Below are 16798 nucleotides of genomic sequence, written 5' to 3'. Positions count from 1 at the left end.
TCACCAAATTACTCCTGACTGTACGGCAATATTTGCCTTAAGTAAGGCGCAACGCCTTTTGCCTGATCCCACTGCTTTGGGTACCCAAGCGACACTTCTTCGAAACGTGTTTGGTCGCGCCAATCTGTGCGCCTAACGTGCAAATGGCCCGTCACAACCACTTCGGCATTATACTTGTTGTGCCAGTTTTCTGTCTTGGCGGTGCCACACCAAGGAATGAAGCGGGGCACTCTGGGGATGTGGATCAAATCTTTGCGCATGGGGAAATGGTTAATCAACACGGTTCGGCTGCCTACCTCAATTTCCGAGAGGCGTTGTTCACTGATTTTAATACGGTCGGCACACCAGTCTTCTACCCGCACATAAGGTTCTGAGGCCAACAAGTGTTCATCTGCTGCTACACATTTCATTTCCCTTGCCCACGCAACAATTTCAGCGTGAGACATACCCTCAGGGCCAAAACTGTAGTCATAGAGTAAAAAGAGTGGCGCAAGGACAAGCGGTGCGCCGTGATCCCCTAATGATCCGGGCCATGCAATAAAGGGATCTTCAGGAGTCAGCACACCGTACGCACGTGCCAATTCAACCAAATGCTCGTATCTCGCGACTCCGCATATCTGTTCTCCGTTTTCATCAGGCAGCGCCCATAACTCATGATTTCCAGGAACCCAAATCACACAGGCAAAAGATTTTACGGCATGACGAAAAGCAATTTCCAGAGTTTCAGGCCGCTCAGCAATATCACCCCCAAGAATAAGCCAGTCTTCTGCGTGCTCTTTCAAAGCGAGAAAAGCCTCAAGGTTAGACGGATTCGATAAGTGGAGATCGCTGATAGCAAATAATTTCACAAAACAAGCCTTATACTAAAAAGACAGTTATTATAATCCACATATCCCTTTCGCTGTAAACAAAACTACAACTAAATATTGAAGTCATTTTGGCTTTATGCTCCACTGCCGGAAAGGAATAAGGAACTTTCTCCACCCAACATTGTCGATCCATTATCACGCTCAGGTTTGTTATGAAATACAATCGCTCAACAATAATACTGACGCTTATTACCGTTATTAGCCTATCAATTCCAACAGTTGAGGCCTGTTCCCGCCTACTATGGAACATCAACGATACGCGCGTTATGTCTGGGCGCACTTTTGACTGGTACCATTCCCTCGGTAGCTTGATTTATATTAACCCACGTGGCACAAAAATGGACGGCGGCGAGAAAAAAAATCCCTATTCGTGGACATCCAAATACGGCAGCGTCACAACCGCCATCTCCACATACCTGATGCAGCAAGGGGATTTTAGCTGGGAGGACGGCGCTACAGACGGCATCAACGAAAAAGGCCTGGCGGCACATGCCCTTTACTTACAGGGATCAGTTTTTGTACACGATGAAAAAGATTTACCGGCTATCAACACGCTGCGATGGGTTAGGTATATTCTTGATAATTTTGCGTCTGTTGATGAAGCCTTGGCTGCAATGCAACATATCCATATTGCGCCCGGTATATTAGACGGCAATCCAATGAGTTTCCATATGGCCATGGAAGATAGCTCCGGTGATTCTGCCATCATTGAATTTGTGAATGGCATTAAAACCATTAAACATGGCGCACAGTATACTGTGCTTACAAATAATCCACCCTACACCGAACAAGTGGAAAACCTGAAAAACTACGAAACGTTCGGGGGCAACAAACCTTTACCCGGAAACGTATCCTCAGAAGATCGTTTTGTAAGGCTCAGCTACTATTCAAAATTTTTACCTGAAACCAACTTTTCCACCTTTCCCCAGTCACACCTTTTATCCGTAATGCGTACAGCAGCATCGCCTTTTGGTGCGCCGTACACCTCTGGTGCTAGCTACCCGACTTGGTGGATTTCCCTGTCAGACCTGACAAACCTGCAGTATTTTTTCACGGCTGTGGAAGCGCCAAACCTGATACAAATAGATGTTACGACGATTGATTTTGAAAAAGGCTCCGGGATACGCTGGCTTGACCCGCGCAACCAAAAACTATTCGGTATAGTAAATACTGACTTCAAGCCTTTATCCGAATTAAAAATTCAACGCCAAGATTCCATTAGCACAAAAAGGGGTGCCCAAAATGTTGCAAACTGAAACAAGTACAATGGGAATGCCCGCCGAGTTTGCCAATGTAACACTCGCGAAATTAAGTGAAACATTTGTACTAGAAATTCGGGGGCTGGACCTCACAGGTACTATCAGTGACGCTGTTATTGATACCTTGCAAGAACTGCTCGCCCATCACTTGGTACTTGTAATCCGCGACCAACATATCGACGGCGAACAGCAGGATGCCATTACAGCAGCACTGGGCAAACAGCGCGACCAAACTCTGCACACGTGGGCACCGCCCGCAGAAGCAGATGCGCAAGTGGGCAGAGTGGGCAAGCTTGGCCAATTGCCAATTCTGAATAAGGGCAACCAACTGTTTTTCATAAATGGGCCAGAACTGTGCGACACAGACCATGATCCAAACGTAATACTGGACATGAAAGATCAGTATAAAATGCACGGCACATCCTGCTGGCACACGGGCGACACAGAGAAAATGAATGTAGAGGTTATCAACATTCTAAGCCCTGTCATTGTACCAGAACGTGAAGGCCACACACAGTTTGCCAATACAACAGCGGCCTTTGCTGCACTTGATAAAGCGGCACAGGAAAAATATGAAAGCCTGCGGGTGCTGCACTGTATGGTTTTTCCTGAAATTGATTTTGTCGACATGCCAGAAAACACAGCCCCTGTTAGCCAGCCTTTGGTGAAACAAAACTCTCATACGGGTGAAAAATTCCTGTACCTGAATTTCCATGATATGGACCGCGTAGTGGGATACGAGCGTGCTAAAAGTGATGCCCTCATTAAAGATGTTTTCAGCAAAACCATCCGCGAACCTTTCCTTTATTCACACGAGTGGAAAGAAGGCGATTTGGTTATATGGAACTGCAATGGCACCATGCACCGCAGAGGCCTAGTTGACCCAACAACCAAGCGTGCCTTGCGCCGTACACAAGTGGAAATATCTATCCTTCAAAGTACACGCGAGTGGGATAAAACACGCGAAGCCGCACCGGGGGAACATAACGGCGAATATTGGCACCCATTTCCTTTGAAAGACGATGAATAGGCGACAAAAGAGCAATGAGTGTTTCAAATATTAAAACAAGCAATAGCCCCACGAACAGTACAACTGATTGGTGGGGCACCATCACTGATCATGCCTTTATTACAACCCCTTTTCCAACATTACATGAATTACTGAAAGAGGGGCCCATACATCATGACACCTATTCGGATATATATTTCATACTAGGCCACGCTGAATTTCAGCAGATCATGAAATCTCCTGATATGCGGCGCGATACAAGGCTATGGAAAGACGGCTGGAACACAGAAGAGTACCGGGCAAAAGACCCTGTGGGCTTTGAGCTTCTAAGTGGAAACCAGCCCCAAATAATCAATAATGACGGCGCTGATCATAAAAGAATGCGCGATGTTTACACCCCCGCTTTTCGTGCCCAAATGATGAAAAACCTGTCACCGATGATAGAGGCCGAATGTGGCCAGTTGCTCAACCAACTACCTGTCAGTGAACCTGTGGATTTTGTCAAAGCGGTGGCGGGGCCACTGCCCTTACGGGTTATGTGTAACCTCTTTGATATCCCATCCACTCTTGACGAGGAAATTGGCCGCTGGAGTGCCGCTATTATCCGGTTAGCCGACATACTGCTAACAGACGCCCAAAAAGAAGAGGCACTGGACGCACAGAATAATTTCAAAGCATATTTAAAAGAAGAAATAGCTATCCGCCGCCACAAAGACGGCAACAGCCTGATGGATATGGCCATTAAAGCACTAGATAATGGCACAATGACAGAAGAAGAAACGCTGATAAACCTTATGTCAATGGTGCTTGCAGGCCATGAAACCACCGTATCCCTCCTTGGGAGTGGTATGTATCTACTGCTTAAAAACCCTGATCAAAGGCAAAAACTACATGCTGATCGTAGCCTGATGCATAAAGCGATAGAAGAAATGCTAAGGGTTGAACCAAGCGGCACCATGATCCTGCGTATTGCCGCAAAAGAGTGTGAGATAGGCGGCACAAAAATCCCTGAAGGAGCTATGGTCATGGGGATGATTAGCGCCACAAATTATGACCCACGGCGCTATGAAAATCCCTTTGTTTTTGATATTACCCGTACACCAAACCCGCATCAGACCTTTGGCGGCGGCCCCCATGTATGTATTGGTGCGCCGCTTTCACGACTTGAGGCCTCTATCGTTTTTTCTTCTATTCTCGACAAGTTTTCAAAAATTGAGTTCGCAGGTAAACCAGAATGGCGGCTGGACAGATTAAACGCGCGGGGCCTTGCCTCGCTGCCTATTCAAGTAGAGGCGAACTAATGCACCAAAATGTTGGCATTGAAGCCATGAACCTGTACGGCGGGCGTGCTTCGCTGGATGTTCATAAGTTAGCTGAATACAGAAACCTTGAAATCAATAGATTTGAAAATCTGTTGATTGACGAAAAAACCGTTGCCCTTCCCTGTGAAGACCCTGTGAGCTTCGCGGTTAATGCCGCTAAACCGATCATTGATGCCTTAAGTGAAGAGGAAAAAAGCCGCATAGAAATGGTTGTCACCTGTACTGAATCAGGGATCGATTTTGGCAAGTCTATCAGCACTTATATCCACAACCTCTTAAATCTGCCATCCAATTGCCGGTTGTTTGAAATCAAGCAAGCTTGTTACTCAGGGGCTGCTGGCCTGCAAATGGCCCTTAATTTTCTTTTGTCGGGAACATCGCCGGGTGCCAAAGCACTTGTTATTACCACTGATATTTCAAGATTTGCCCTAGACGATAAAAATGCAGTGCAAGAATGGGCGTATTCAGAGCCGACATCTGGCGCGGGGGCTGTTGCCATGCTGGTTTCTGACAAGCCCGATATATTCCGGATTGACCCCGGGGCATACGGTAATCATGCCTTTGAAGTTATGGACACATGCAGACCCGGCCCAGACACAGAAGCCGGAGATGCAGACTTGTCACTGATGGCCTATCTTGACTGCTGCAACGGTGCCTATACTGATTACGCGCGCCGTGTTGAAGGAGCCGACTTTAAGAAAAGTTTCCAATACCTCTGTTTCCACACACCCTTTGGTGGCATGGTAAAAGGGGCGCACCGCCATTTGATGCGCAAACTATACAAAACACCCTCTCCTGAAATTGAAAGCGATTTTAATGAGCGGCTAATGCCCAGCCTCGCGTATGGTCGCAGAGTTGGCAATACGGCAGGGGGCGGTATTTTTGTTGCTTTAACAGGTGTTATTGATAACGCGCCTATCAGTGCCCCCCTCAGGATCGGGATTTTTTCATACGGCTCAGGGTGTTGCTCAGAGTTCTTTAGCGGCACGGTAACGCCAGATGGCCAAAAAGTCTTAGCTAAAATGAACATTGATCAGGCATTAAAAAAGCGTCATCTATTGTCCATGGACGAATATGAATGGTTGCTTAGTGGTGAACAGACTTTACGGTTTGGCACCAAAGACGCCAATATTAGTCTTGATAACATTCCGGGGGTATCATCAAACGGCACAGGTAAAAACTGGCTCGTATTAGAGGGCGTGTCAGACTATCATCGCGAATATCGCTGGGTATAACGGCCCGTCATCTACCACATCACCCAAAAGGAAAATCAGTGAGCACAACAGACATTTTAAATATTCTAATCTCTGAAATTCATGAATGTGTTCCAGAACTGATTGACCAGCCAATCACGGCAGAGACATCCATGACCGAGATTGGAATCAACTCAATGGAGCGAGCAGAGATACTTATAGCAACGCTGGAGGCTATGGACCTTACTGTTCCCATGACATCCCTTCACGGGCCTAAAAACCTTGGTGAGCTTTCCGAGTTATTGCATGCTAAAAAATCCGAAGGATAAAAGCCCGCTGGCAGTAATCGGTATTGGTGTTGCTTGTGGTGCAGGCTTTGGCAAAGAAGCGTTTAGTGATGCCCTCTATACAGCTCCCAATCTTTTTTCATATCTATCCCGCGAAGGCAGAGAGACACAAGAAGGCCACAGCCCTTTCATCGGCGTTGAAATACCAGAGATACAAAAAACTCATTTACCGGCTAGGCTTGAGCGCACATTATCCCTATCTGCCCGTGTTGCCGTGTCTGTTGTACAGGAAGCATGGCTTGAAGCCGGGCTTGATAAATATGACCCTGAGAGAATAGGTGTTGTTGTTGGCGGCACGGCCCTAATGGCGCGCGAGCAGGAACTTGCAATAGCTGCCTATCAAGACCGTACTTCCTTTATCCCCCCTCGAATGGGGCATATATTCCTCGACACCGAAATTGCGGCAGTTTTGGCATCAACCTTCCCTATTCGCGGTGTTTGTGAAACCACCAACGCTGCCTCAGCAAGTGGGGCCGCTGCTATCTTGCAAGCCATGCGGGCCATACAAGAGGACCGTGTTGATGTGTGTATTGCGGTTGGGGCACTGCAAGATATTTCCCTCATGAACCTTTATACAATGCGTTCAATGGGGGCGATGGGAGGCGCAAGTAATACAGACTGCCCCGAAAAGGCTTGTCGTCCAATGTCTCAGAACAGTGATGGTTTTATATACGGCGAATCTTGCGCGGCACTTGTTATAGAACGGTGCAATGGCACTCATAGCCCTTACGGGTTTATCGCTGGCGGCGCTGCCGTCCCTGATGGCAGCCGCGGGCCGGAGCCTGATAGCATGGGCCAACAAAAGGCCGCCCAAATTGCCCTAAAGCAAGCGGGCCTGACAAATAAAGATATCGACTATGTGAACGGACACGCAACCGGCACACCACTCGGTGATAAAACCGAAGCGAGTACATATCAGGCATTAGGCCTTGACCACGCGTGGATCAATACGACTAAATCTCTTATTGGTCATAGCTTGAGTGCTGCAGGGGCAATAGAGACCGCAGCCGTGTTCCTGCAAATGAAGTACGGCAAACTTCACCCGTGCCGTAACCTTGATCAACCCGTTGATCCAGGGTTAAAGTTTACTTCAACAGTTCCCGAACAGCATGCTATCAAAAATGCCTTGAAATTTTCCTTTGGGTTCGGCGGTATTAATACAGCACTCGTCTTAACAGCAGCACAATAATAAAGGGTTCACCCCATGACGTTAGACCACCAAAACTTCGAAACCCTTGCTGTGACAGTGAATGAAAAAATCTGCAGCATTCAGTTCAACAGGCCAGAGGCCGGAAACAGTATAAATGCGCAGCTTGTAGAAGAATTTGATGCCGTTACCCGTTACTGCGCAGATGCGCAAAACGGCATTTCTATCCTGCTTCTAGAAGGGAATAGCGAGGCTTTTTCATCAGGTGGTGACTTTAATGCCGCGGCCAGCGGTAGTGCGGCGCCAGACGCAGGCCAGTTATATGATATATGGCACCGTATGACTTCTGGCCCTTTTGTTTCCATTTCACTAGTTGAAGGCCGGGTCAATGCAGGTGGGATTGGCTTTATTGCAGCATCAGATGTCGTGCTTGCCGGGCCATCGGCAACCTTTGGTCTTTCTGAAATGTTGTTTGGGCTTTTTCCAGCATGTGTACTGCCTTTTCTTATACGCCGTGTTGGCCGCCAGAAAGCGCATTATATGACGTTAATGACCAAGACTATTGATGTGCAGGAGGCGCTTTCATGGCACCTTGTTGATCAAACATCTGACAATACCGCGCTTATGCTTCGCCAACACCTTACCCGACTTCAACGGCTGGATAAGCAAGCTATCACTACCTACAAAAGCTACATGAACGGCATTCACGGCAATGACTTGCTGGCAACAAGAAAGCCTGCCACAGATGCCAACCAAAGCATGTTCTCAGACGCCAAAATTCAAGCCAATATTAAACGCTATGTGGATGAACTGAAATTCCCTTGGGAAGCCTAAGTCCGCAGATCAACGACCTTCTGCAAGGGCGGCAGATTACCAAGTTTACCCGATGCACCGCGCCCACTGCGCTCCACAAAAAAGTGGTTTGTCATTGCAATACCCAACAAGAACATGAAAGTTTGGTGTTCTTTTGTTGAAATTTTTTCCGGCGCAGTATTTATCAATTTTTTCGTCAAAAGGCCTGCGAACTTCTTGTTGATAAACGGTAGTTTTGAAAGTTCAGAATCTGACAAAACAAGGTCCAGGTAATCTGGCTTTTCAGCGATAAAGGCCTCGGTATCGGGCGCACGGTAAGGAAACTTCCTTTTATCCACCACCTCAGCTGGCAGATCAGCCCGAAACGCCTCTCTCAGTAAACGCTTTTCCCGAAAGCCATTATCAAACTTCAGGTTGGTTGCAGCCGCTACGTCAATAACGGCAAGATCAAGAAAAGGGCACCGGTTTTCAACGCCGTGTGATAAGCTCATACGCTCCCCTTGGGTCGATAGCAAATACCCTGACAGTAATGTTTTATATTCAAGCCACTGCGCTTTTTGTACAGCCGACATAGAAGCGAATTCCCCGCTCGACTGTGTTAAGCCCATAATGTCTGCAAAAGGATCTTGCGCGCCATCTGGCATCATAAGACGTGCAGAAAAGCGGCCATTTTGGAAGCGAATTTCATGTGAAAATAAGCCCGGCATATTTTCTTTGGAAAATTGCTGATAAAGGCCTGCAACTGCAGCATTACTGCCGCCTGCGTAATGCGCGAGGTGCGGGTAAAAACTGCTAAGCCGCTCACTACGCAAGTCCTCGGATAAATCATCCCATTCACTTCGCAGGATAGTTTCTTTAAACAGGTCATATCCTAAAAATGCTTCATCTGCCCCCTCACCGCTTAGAATTACTTTTATATTATTTTCTGCGGTTAATTCAGACAATAAATACATGGGCACAAAGGCACTTCTGAATGCTGGAATTTCAGCGTGATAAACAGCATCCGGAAACGCATCCACAATATCTTTATACGTGATATGCTTTGCTAGATGTTTGGTTCCAATGTGCTGAGAGACCAAGTTTTGCTCTAGCGATTCATCAAACTGACTGTCCTCAAATGTTACAGAAAACGTGTAGAGGTCATGATTATTATATTGCCTTGCTAAATGCGCAACAATGGCAGAATCGATGCCACCGCTGAGATAAACACCCACCTCAACATCACTTCTAAGGCGCAGGGAAACACTCTTATCAAGTTCCGCCCTTATTTGTTCAACCGCGTCTTTTTCATTTGTAACTTGTCTCGAGCTATCAAAAGTAAGCTGATAGTATGTATGACATGCTATTTCACCGTTCAGGAACGATAGAAACTGACCCATTGGCAAACTGTGAACATGCTTAAAACCTGTTTGATCTGGCAAGGGCGTCCACTGCGCAACAATAGACCCAAGCTGTGCCGGATCCTGTTCAAAAGCAAAGCCCGGAATGGCCAAAAAGGCTTTCATTTCGGATGCGAAATAGAGAGCATTCCCCCTAACGTGATAGAATAGCGGTCGTTTACCAAACCTGTCCCGCGCCAAAACCATTCGTTTGGTACGGCGATCATAAAGCGCAAAAGCATAGCCCCCATTAAAACGAGACAGACAGCCTTCTCCCCATTCAATCCAAGCCCGCAGTACAACCTCGGTATCACACTGGGTTTTAAAAATGTGGCCTTTTTCTTCCAGCTCTGCCTTCAATTCACGGTAATTATAAACTTCACCGTTATAACACAGCCAGTACCGGCCCTCTTCATCTGATATGGGCTGTATCCCAGCTTTCTGGTCCAGAATAGCAAGCCGAACGGTTCCCATAACAAAATCATCCGCCACAACATAACCAGAACCGTCAGGCCCCCTATGGCCAATAGCAGATAAGGCATTAGAGATTATTTGCGGCAATTCACCAGCAGGGAAGTCAGCACTTACAAGCCCCACAATACCGCACATTAACGCCCCTCCACAGCAGACGCGTTATCTTTTTCCTTAACCTTCAGCGCAACCGCCTCCTGTATTTGGGTTAAGCTCACAAGAACATTGCTGGTCATTTCGCGTTCGGAGAATTTAATGTCATATTCACGCTCTAAAAAATGGCACAATTCAACATATCCAAAACTATCCAGGACACCTTCCATAAACAGGTTACTGTTTTCAGGAAACGTTTCATCAAACTCAATCAGGAATTGTTCTTCCATAAAAGTGCGAATTTTATTATCCATAATAAACAAAACCCCAATGCTTCCTGCTATCCATGCAATAAATTTTATAATTATAACAATTATTTATGCCCTGCAAGTCAACCGCTGTCCCATAGGCCGGGTTAAATGATTTTCTGAGCGCCGGTAAGAGCAGTCAGGACACCTTTAGTCGTCTCAAATGAACTGTTAAAGGGAGACAAAATCACATGGCATGCCTTACTTTTAGCCTCAGGCATTTTTTTAATTATGCCCGCTAAAGAGCCAAACGGACCAACATCAACAAGCGTATCATAATTATTTGCCAATAAAAGACTTGAGAGAGCACTAGCACAGTTAATGGGGTTTCGCCCAACTTTGCCAAAATGTGAAGCAGACAGGCTGTGTACTTCGCCCCCTTTAAGGGAGGAATAAAATTTCATTTTCAGGGGATGAACCTCAAAATCTGAAAACACCTGTGCCAAAGATTCCCTGCAAACATCAAGTGCTGCACTATGGAACGCATGTGACACGGGCAACATTACGGAAATCACCTCTTTCTTGGCAAGATACCCTTGAACGTCCTTGAGTGCCTGCGGCTGCCCCGCAAGCACTATCAACGCATCCATATATTTGCCAGCAAATGTGGTCTGCTCTCTAATGAAAGCATCGTCATAATAAAGCCCAGCTGGACCCAAAACTGATAGCATCCCACCTTTTTCACAATTTTCTTCAATTATCATGGCAGATCGCACGATAGCACGCATCATGTCTTCTGCCTCTACGGCACCAGCCACAACTGCACCGATATATTCCCCCAAACTTGACCCCAAAACGGCTGTCACATTGATACCGTTGGCCATCAAGGTTTTGGCAATAGATACTTGCACCATGAATATTGCCGGATGTGTTAGCAGTGTTTTGTCATACCGATCACTTTTCAGGTGGTGGTCGTCGTATAAATCAGCAAGGGCCGACATACCGACTTCTTCCTGAAAAACACTATCGAGCAATTGCATAGTATTTTGGAATGAAGGGATATGGTCATATAGCTCACGCCCCATTTGCCGGTACTGGGAACCCTGCCCGGAAAAAAGCAAACATACGCTATTATCTGAATGAATATCTATAGACTGAGCTTCTTTTACTAAATTAGCATTCATCGACTAAACTATGAGCAGATTTATTAATTATATGAACTCTTGTCACCTTTACTGTCCCATTCAATTTGACCCAAGTCGAATTTCACAACCCTATCAGCCAAATGCCAAAACCGCTCATCATGCGTGACAACAATAACCGTTTTCCCTCTGGCTCTAAGGTCAGTTAGTATTGAAGTATAAAAATACTCTCTAAAATGAACATCCTGCTCGGCTGACCATTCATCTAACAAATATATTGGACGGTCTTCAAGAATAGCGGTGATCAGCGCCAACCGTTTACGCTGGCCCGTTGACAGGTGTGTGTCACTAAACCGTCCATTTTTAAATTGAACTTTGTCCGCAAGGTCCATTATCTTCAAGAGTTTTTCAACTTCCTCAGGATCAACATGCTCCAGGCCGTATAAGCGGTCAAACAGATGGAAGTCACTGAAAATTGTTGTAAACAATTCCCTGAAACCCGCCACATCCTTTACAGTAACTTCATCGCCGTCGACAAATAATTGGCCCGCATCCCAGTTATAAAGCCCAGACATAAGCCGTAGGGCTGTGGATTTGCCACTGCCATTACCGCCAACCAAAAAAGTCAGCTCGCCGCGTTTTACTTCTAGGTCCCACGGGCCGGAGGTAAAAACAGCCGCACCCTGTTTGTCCGTATATTCGTAGATAACGTCTTTAAATCTTATTTCCTTAAAGTCCTGAAACTTCTTACCCTTGTTTCTAGCTACTGCTGTAGAAACGCCTCGCGCGGATTCAATTTCCTTTTCCATTTGGTAAATGCTCGATAACCCAACACCCGCACGAATAAACAAAGGAGAATGCGCCACCATTTTAGACAGAGGTGCAAAACAGAACAGCAAAGTGGGTATAAGTTGGAAAATAATATCACTATGCCCCTCAATATAGTGAGGGAAGACAAAAGCCACAATGCCAAGCATCAGGTCCATTACAAAGGCGCTTAACAGCACCATCATGGTCCACTGTTTACCTGAATTTGTTAATAATTCCTCTGTATTATCAGACTCATTGAAAAAAACATTCATGATGTCTTTGCTGCGCTTTTGATTTAGTCTGATTTCCTTACTGCCATGAATAAGATCACCGTATAAATCGAGGACTTTCTCTTGCTGGCGCGCAACAGTTTCTAATACTTCACTGTAATTTTCATTGATGTACGCATAGATCAAAATTCCGCAAAGTACCGCAATGAAGAAAACCGCCAAAGCCGCAAGAGATAAGTAGCCCAAATAAATCATTGCAACGGCGAGCAACACAGCCTGTTGGAAATTTTCCACTAGAATTGGAAACGTTACGGAAAGGTGGTTTGTCTCATACGCAAGCAAAGAATACAGCCTGCCCCTGCCCACTTTATTAACCGTTCTCAACTCAGACTGCCGTAACTTATCAGCAATATTTATGCGCAAGTTTTTAAGCAGATTTTCAATAATGTTATTCGCGTCCAATAGAGCCTTTTTATTGCACACATAATACAAAACAAAGGCTGTCAGAAACGTGATAACCTCAAACCATGTAGGGCGCTGACCTTGCGCTATCAAAACGGCAACTTGGTTAATAACAACAATAAGGAATGCATTCGCGCATCCGGCAACCAGTGTAAGCCAGAGCATTTTCTTTATGTCTTTGGGGTTCGCCTCTTGCAGGAATCGCCTAATTGCCATTGTCGCCCCCATTGCCAAGGAAATACCCTTTGGGCGCACCTTCTCGCATTTTTCCAGTTTCAAGATGAATACTGCGATCTGCAACATGCCAGTATCTATCGTCGTGGGTTATCACCAAAACCGTTTTGCCCATCGCTTTTAATTTTGGCAGGATTTCAACGTAAAACAGTTCGCGGAAATGAGCATCCTGATCAGCAGCCCATTCATCCAGCAAATATATTTCGCGGTCTTCCAGCATGCTAACGATAAGCGCAAGCCTCTTGCGCTGCCCGCTAGATAGGTCCTGTGTTGAAAACCGATTATTCTGGAAAGTAACCTTATCCTCTAGCTGCATCCATTTAATCATTTCGTTGACTTTTTCCGGGGAAACACCTCTTAGACCGTAAAGCTCATCAAACAAATAAAAGTCAGGAAAAATGCACGAAAATAAGCTGCGATATTCGGGCAGAAGTTTTTTGATGACTTCCACATCATCAACATAAATCTTACCATCACTGACCTGGTACAAACCGCAGATTAGCTTAAAGGCTGTTGATTTACCGCTACCGTTTCCTCCCATCAGGAAAATGCAATCGCCCCGATTAATCTCCAATGTCCATGGGCCTGTTTGAAATCCATCCTTCTCCTTGTGGTACCGGAACTTAATATCTTCCAAGCGTATAGATTTAAACTTATTGAAATGAAGCGACTGGGCGGCGTGGTAATCTTCAAATTCTTGGCCCTTTTCCAAGCTTTCTTCCAATTCAAAAACATGACCCAATCCAATGTTAGCTTTCACAAACATAGGCGCCGCCGAAGTGATGGCAGAAACAGGCCCAACCAGAAAAATAGACGCTGTCACAATTTTATAGATTGTATCGGTATACCCCTGAAAAAAGAGCGGTAAAATAAAGATTACGACACCAACCAGCGCATAAAGGAAGGCGTTACTGAATAACAGCATCACAACCCACTTAGCCCCAACACCAACCACAATCTCTTCCAGCTCATTAATGATTTTTTGAAATTGTGCGTGCAGCGCATCGCTTTTATCGGCGTTAAGGCGAATTTCCTGAAAGCCTTCTGTATAATGCTGCAGGGACCCTAGCATTTCAGCTTCTCGTATATTCACTGAAACCATAGCGTCATTCAGGACAACCCGGCGGCGCCAAAAATAAAATAACGCAAAAACAGTGGCACTCGTCACAACTACAAAAGCGGCAAAGGACAGTAACGCTATGTAGCCAAGGCATAGAACTAATAAAACCGCACTTTGTGCCGCGCTGGACAACAAAGTAAAATGATGGCTGAAATGATTCATTTCCTGCGAAAGAACTGAATAGATATTCCCATGTTCAATCTGCTCAAGAGAACGAAGGTCTGCTTTTTGAATTTTACTGGCAATTCGGTTTCTGAGAACGTTCAAGCGACTTTGCACGAACTGGTTTGCCCGGTACAGAGATGCCTGATTTGAAACATAAAAAATACCAAAGGTAATCAGGTATAGAATAACCAGCTGGGCGCTAACAGGTTCACCCAAATGGGTTCTCTCTGCAGCTGTGTTAACCAAAGCCAGCAAAACAGCACTCGCCAAGCCCGCCAAAACAGTCACATAGAGCATATTCCATGTAAAACGAACTTTATTAAGTCGAAGTAATCGAAGAATATGCATTCAGCCTACCCTTTGGTATATGGAACTGTTCGGTTATTAAGTGATGGGAAACCAATACACCAAAAGCCGCACTCACTTTATTTGCCAGAATTTAACAGCAAAGGCAGTTCTTTGGAGTCTGTACCAATGACAATGATTTTTGAATTCGGCGATTTTGCTAATTCAACAGTCGCGTCAATACCTTTCCATTGCAACATTGGAATATTACTGATTTCTTCAAACTGTTTCAGACCTTCCGCTTCAATTTTCAGGCGGTCTTTCTCGTGCTGAGCAGCCTGTAAGCGGTAATCATAAGCAAGCATCTCTTGCTCAAACAGCAATTTATTCACAATCCCTTCGGCCATATCTTTAGGTAACTGCAACTGTAGCAAAAGAATATTTTTTACAAAAACAGGGTAATTATCAAATTTATGGCCAGCATTTTTTGATAATTGCGTTACGAGCGATGCCTCATCATACGCAAATATTTCCTCGGCGCGGTAATTACCCAGCACCTGACGAAGCGATGAAATCGCTTCTGGAATAACAACCCTGTGTGCATAATCAGGCCCCAAAGCTCTATGAAGCTCTGGCAACTCATTGGGTTCGGGGCGAAAACGAATGGACCATTTCACATCCATTTCCATACCATCTTTGGATAACAGCACCAAATCCCCACCCGCCTCCTGAAGGCGCATATCATATTGGGCAATTTCATCCCATGGAAATTTAAAGTGAGCTCCTTCACCAAGATAGCGGTCCGATGTACCACCAAAGAACCGGCTCCAATAAACCCCCTGCTGTCCTGGGTGATTAAAGACAACAACTGTTTGCCAGAAAAATGTCACCACAAAAAGCATCAACAATGTTGATAAAACGAGGCCTGTACGAAACCTATCAAAGAATTTATTCAGCGGCTTGGATTTTTCATTCATCACAGCCTTAGAGTCGGCATTTTCTCCATCAACTTTATCTTGGCCTTCTAAGTCTTCGGGAGCCTCACTGGACATAATCACTTTTCCTATTGATTATATAATAAGTAGCCGTTTTCTTATTCACTACCAAATCGGCGCCCGAATAACACAAGGATGATAAAGACGAGTAACGGTGTAATAAGAAAGCTTGCGACCAATAGTCCCCAAAAGCCAAGGCGGCTTTCCCGTCCCCAATAGGCAACAAAAACAGATGCAATAATATGCAGAAGAAAATAAAATATCATATTGTGAAGTTCCTAATGGAATAAAACACAAACTCTGACAAAAAAACTGCTGTCACTTATGTGGCAGCAGCGGCTTTTGAAGGCTGTGCTTTAGATGATTTCATTTTATCCTTAAGCGCCCCAGCTTTTTTCACGCCTTCTTCATAAAAGGATTTAAAATGGCTTTTCATCTTTTCTGCATCAAACGTCAATAATGTGCCGCCAGTTTCATAGTGTGCGATGAACACTTTACCAATCGCATAAGCAACACCAGCAGACATTGCAGGCAAAGAAAGAGCAGAGATAACAGGCCCTACAACAGGGATGGCGCGCAAAGAACTCGTCGCTAAAACCTGCGCAAGCTTCATTCCACCAAGGGAACCAACCAATGAGAACACAATAGACTTTGCCAAGTCCTGACGAAATGGCACGCCGTAATGGTCAGACAATTCTTTAATTAGCTTTATCTGAAGTCCTGAAACAGCTACAAACTCCACGAGTGGAATAGGCAAAAGTCCTGCGCCCCCAGACCACAACATATTTTTTTTCACAATTTCCATCGGAGTGGTATCAACACTCTCTTCAGAAAGAGTTTCTTCTACAGCATCATCCACTTTATCAACCATTATACACTCCTTCTAATAATGAGACGTTAATTTGGAGCCAACCCTATGACGATTCCCAAAAAACATCAATCGTAAATAACAAAGCCTATATACTAGCTGTTAGGCCTTATAGAATCAAAGTTAGAAATTATTTTTACATTATGGAGTTTGTGCAGACACCACTGTTTTGCTTCAAGCTCTTTCGGAAAGAAAAAAGCCACCAAGTTACCCAATATGCAAATTCAAAAAACAACATCCTGGCGTACAGGCCTGGTTTATTTTGATGGTATCGCCCACAGCAACCAGCCATTTAGCAAGATTACCCTTTTCCATTGTGGGCGACAAAGCGGCATTA

Annotated in this window: 16 protein-coding genes; 7 read left to right on the top strand and 9 right to left on the bottom strand. The window is 45.2% G+C overall.

What is annotated here, in order from left to right; translation table 11 throughout:
- Positions 1-8: 8 nt before the first annotated feature.
- Positions 9-848 (bottom strand): metallophosphoesterase family protein, encoded by an 840-nt coding sequence (locus ICL80_RS05180; protein ID WP_194215037.1) that lies wholly within the window; start codon positions 846-848, stop codon positions 9-11.
- 173 nt (positions 849-1021) lie between these two features.
- On the opposite strand from ICL80_RS05180, the gene ICL80_RS05175 reads away from it, so the two are divergent.
- The 7 genes from ICL80_RS05175 to ICL80_RS05145 are packed head-to-tail and all read left to right on the top strand — an operon-like array spanning position 1022 to position 7980.
- Positions 1022-2125, top strand: coding sequence for a linear amide C-N hydrolase (locus ICL80_RS05175; protein WP_194215036.1), 1104 nt, complete (start codon positions 1022-1024; stop codon positions 2123-2125).
- Positions 2112-3158 (top strand): TauD/TfdA dioxygenase family protein, encoded by a 1047-nt coding sequence (locus tag ICL80_RS05170; protein ID WP_194215035.1) that lies wholly within the window; start codon positions 2112-2114, stop codon positions 3156-3158. The genes ICL80_RS05175 and ICL80_RS05170 overlap by 14 nt, the downstream gene beginning before the upstream one ends.
- Before the next feature lie 14 nt (positions 3159-3172).
- Positions 3173-4438, top strand: coding sequence for a cytochrome P450 (locus ICL80_RS05165; RefSeq protein WP_194215034.1), 1266 nt, complete (start codon positions 3173-3175; stop codon positions 4436-4438).
- Positions 4438-5694, top strand: a complete 1257-nt coding sequence (locus ICL80_RS05160; protein ID WP_194215033.1) for a hydroxymethylglutaryl-CoA synthase family protein — start codon at positions 4438-4440, stop codon at positions 5692-5694. The genes ICL80_RS05165 and ICL80_RS05160 overlap by 1 nt, the downstream gene beginning before the upstream one ends.
- A 38-nt stretch (positions 5695-5732) precedes the next feature.
- Positions 5733-5981 (top strand): phosphopantetheine-binding protein, encoded by a 249-nt coding sequence (locus ICL80_RS05155; RefSeq protein ID WP_194215032.1) that lies wholly within the window; start codon positions 5733-5735, stop codon positions 5979-5981.
- Positions 5959-7188 carry a beta-ketoacyl synthase N-terminal-like domain-containing protein gene (locus ICL80_RS05150; RefSeq protein WP_194215031.1) on the top strand — a complete coding sequence of 410 codons (1230 nt, stop codon included), beginning with the start codon at positions 5959-5961 and terminating at the stop codon, positions 7186-7188. The genes ICL80_RS05155 and ICL80_RS05150 overlap by 23 nt, the downstream gene beginning before the upstream one ends.
- Before the next feature lie 15 nt (positions 7189-7203).
- On the top strand, positions 7204-7980 hold the full coding sequence (locus ICL80_RS05145) for an enoyl-CoA hydratase/isomerase (RefSeq protein WP_194215030.1): 777 nt from the start codon (positions 7204-7206) through the stop codon (positions 7978-7980).
- On the opposite strand, the gene asnB is transcribed toward ICL80_RS05145, so the two are convergent.
- The 8 genes from asnB to ICL80_RS05105 all read right to left on the bottom strand — a co-directional run bounded on the left by asnB (position 7977) and on the right by ICL80_RS05105 (position 16464).
- Positions 7977-9947 carry an asparagine synthase (glutamine-hydrolyzing) gene (gene asnB / locus ICL80_RS05140; protein ID WP_194215029.1) on the bottom strand — a complete coding sequence of 657 codons (1971 nt, stop codon included), beginning with the start codon at positions 9945-9947 and terminating at the stop codon, positions 7977-7979. The two genes, ICL80_RS05145 and asnB, sit on opposite strands and share 4 nt — an antisense overlap.
- A complete protein-coding gene (locus ICL80_RS05135) occupies positions 9947-10216 on the bottom strand; it encodes an acyl carrier protein (protein ID WP_194215028.1) in 270 nt (89 codons plus the stop codon). The genes asnB and ICL80_RS05135 overlap by 1 nt, the downstream gene beginning before the upstream one ends.
- 101 nt (positions 10217-10317) lie before the next feature.
- Positions 10318-11334 carry an acyltransferase domain-containing protein gene (locus ICL80_RS05130; protein ID WP_194215027.1) on the bottom strand — a complete coding sequence of 339 codons (1017 nt, stop codon included), beginning with the start codon at positions 11332-11334 and terminating at the stop codon, positions 10318-10320.
- A gap of 23 nt (positions 11335-11357) precedes the next feature.
- Positions 11358-13010: a cyclic peptide export ABC transporter gene (locus ICL80_RS05125; protein WP_194215026.1), complete on the bottom strand. Its 1653-nt coding sequence runs from the start codon at positions 13008-13010 to the stop codon at positions 11358-11360.
- Positions 13000-14661, bottom strand: coding sequence for a cyclic peptide export ABC transporter (locus ICL80_RS05120; RefSeq protein ID WP_194215025.1), 1662 nt, complete (start codon positions 14659-14661; stop codon positions 13000-13002). Before ICL80_RS05120 ends, ICL80_RS05125 begins: the two co-directional genes overlap by 11 nt.
- A gap of 77 nt (positions 14662-14738) precedes the next feature.
- A complete protein-coding gene (locus ICL80_RS05115) occupies positions 14739-15650 on the bottom strand; it encodes a prohibitin family protein (protein ID WP_228073871.1) in 912 nt (303 codons plus the stop codon).
- Positions 15651-15691: 41 nt separating this feature from the next.
- The gene (locus ICL80_RS05110) at positions 15692-15859 is read right to left on the bottom strand and encodes a hypothetical protein (protein ID WP_194215023.1); all 168 of its coding nucleotides are present in this window, start codon (positions 15857-15859) and stop codon (positions 15692-15694) included.
- 56 nt (positions 15860-15915) lie between these two features.
- Positions 15916-16464: a YcjF family protein gene (locus tag ICL80_RS05105; RefSeq protein WP_194215022.1), complete on the bottom strand. Its 549-nt coding sequence runs from the start codon at positions 16462-16464 to the stop codon at positions 15916-15918.
- Positions 16465-16798: the final 334 nt, after the last annotated feature.

It is taken from the genome of Kordiimonas pumila, from assembly GCF_015240255.1.
In the GTDB taxonomy this organism is placed as follows: Bacteria; Pseudomonadota; Alphaproteobacteria; order Sphingomonadales; family Kordiimonadaceae; genus Kordiimonas; species Kordiimonas pumila.
Note: the sequence above shows the minus strand (reverse complement) of the source record. Positions and strands in the feature narration are given on the sequence as shown.

Coding starts and splice junctions, on each gene's coding strand:
- ICL80_RS05170 (WP_194215035.1), top strand. CDS start 2,112: ATGTTGCAAACTGAAACAAGTACAATGGGAATGCCCGCCGAGTTTGCC.
- asnB (WP_194215029.1), bottom strand. CDS start 9,947: ATGTGCGGTATTGTGGGGCTTGTAAGTGCTGACTTCCCTGCTGGTGAA.
- ICL80_RS05120 (WP_194215025.1), bottom strand. CDS start 14,661: ATGCATATTCTTCGATTACTTCGACTTAATAAAGTTCGTTTTACATGG.
- ICL80_RS05135 (WP_194215028.1), bottom strand. CDS start 10,216: ATGGATAATAAAATTCGCACTTTTATGGAAGAACAATTCCTGATTGAG.
- ICL80_RS05160 (WP_194215033.1), top strand. CDS start 4,438: ATGCACCAAAATGTTGGCATTGAAGCCATGAACCTGTACGGCGGGCGT.
- ICL80_RS05130 (WP_194215027.1), bottom strand. CDS start 11,334: ATGAATGCTAATTTAGTAAAAGAAGCTCAGTCTATAGATATTCATTCA.
- ICL80_RS05110 (WP_194215023.1), bottom strand. CDS start 15,859: ATGATATTTTATTTTCTTCTGCATATTATTGCATCTGTTTTTGTTGCC.
- ICL80_RS05115 (WP_228073871.1), bottom strand. CDS start 15,650: ATGTCCAGTGAGGCTCCCGAAGACTTAGAAGGCCAAGATAAAGTTGAT.
- ICL80_RS05145 (WP_194215030.1), top strand. CDS start 7,204: ATGACGTTAGACCACCAAAACTTCGAAACCCTTGCTGTGACAGTGAAT.
- ICL80_RS05165 (WP_194215034.1), top strand. CDS start 3,173: ATGAGTGTTTCAAATATTAAAACAAGCAATAGCCCCACGAACAGTACA.
- ICL80_RS05125 (WP_194215026.1), bottom strand. CDS start 13,010: ATGGCAATTAGGCGATTCCTGCAAGAGGCGAACCCCAAAGACATAAAG.
- ICL80_RS05150 (WP_194215031.1), top strand. CDS start 5,959: ATGCTAAAAAATCCGAAGGATAAAAGCCCGCTGGCAGTAATCGGTATT.
- ICL80_RS05105 (WP_194215022.1), bottom strand. CDS start 16,464: ATGGTTGATAAAGTGGATGATGCTGTAGAAGAAACTCTTTCTGAAGAG.
- ICL80_RS05175 (WP_194215036.1), top strand. CDS start 1,022: ATGAAATACAATCGCTCAACAATAATACTGACGCTTATTACCGTTATT.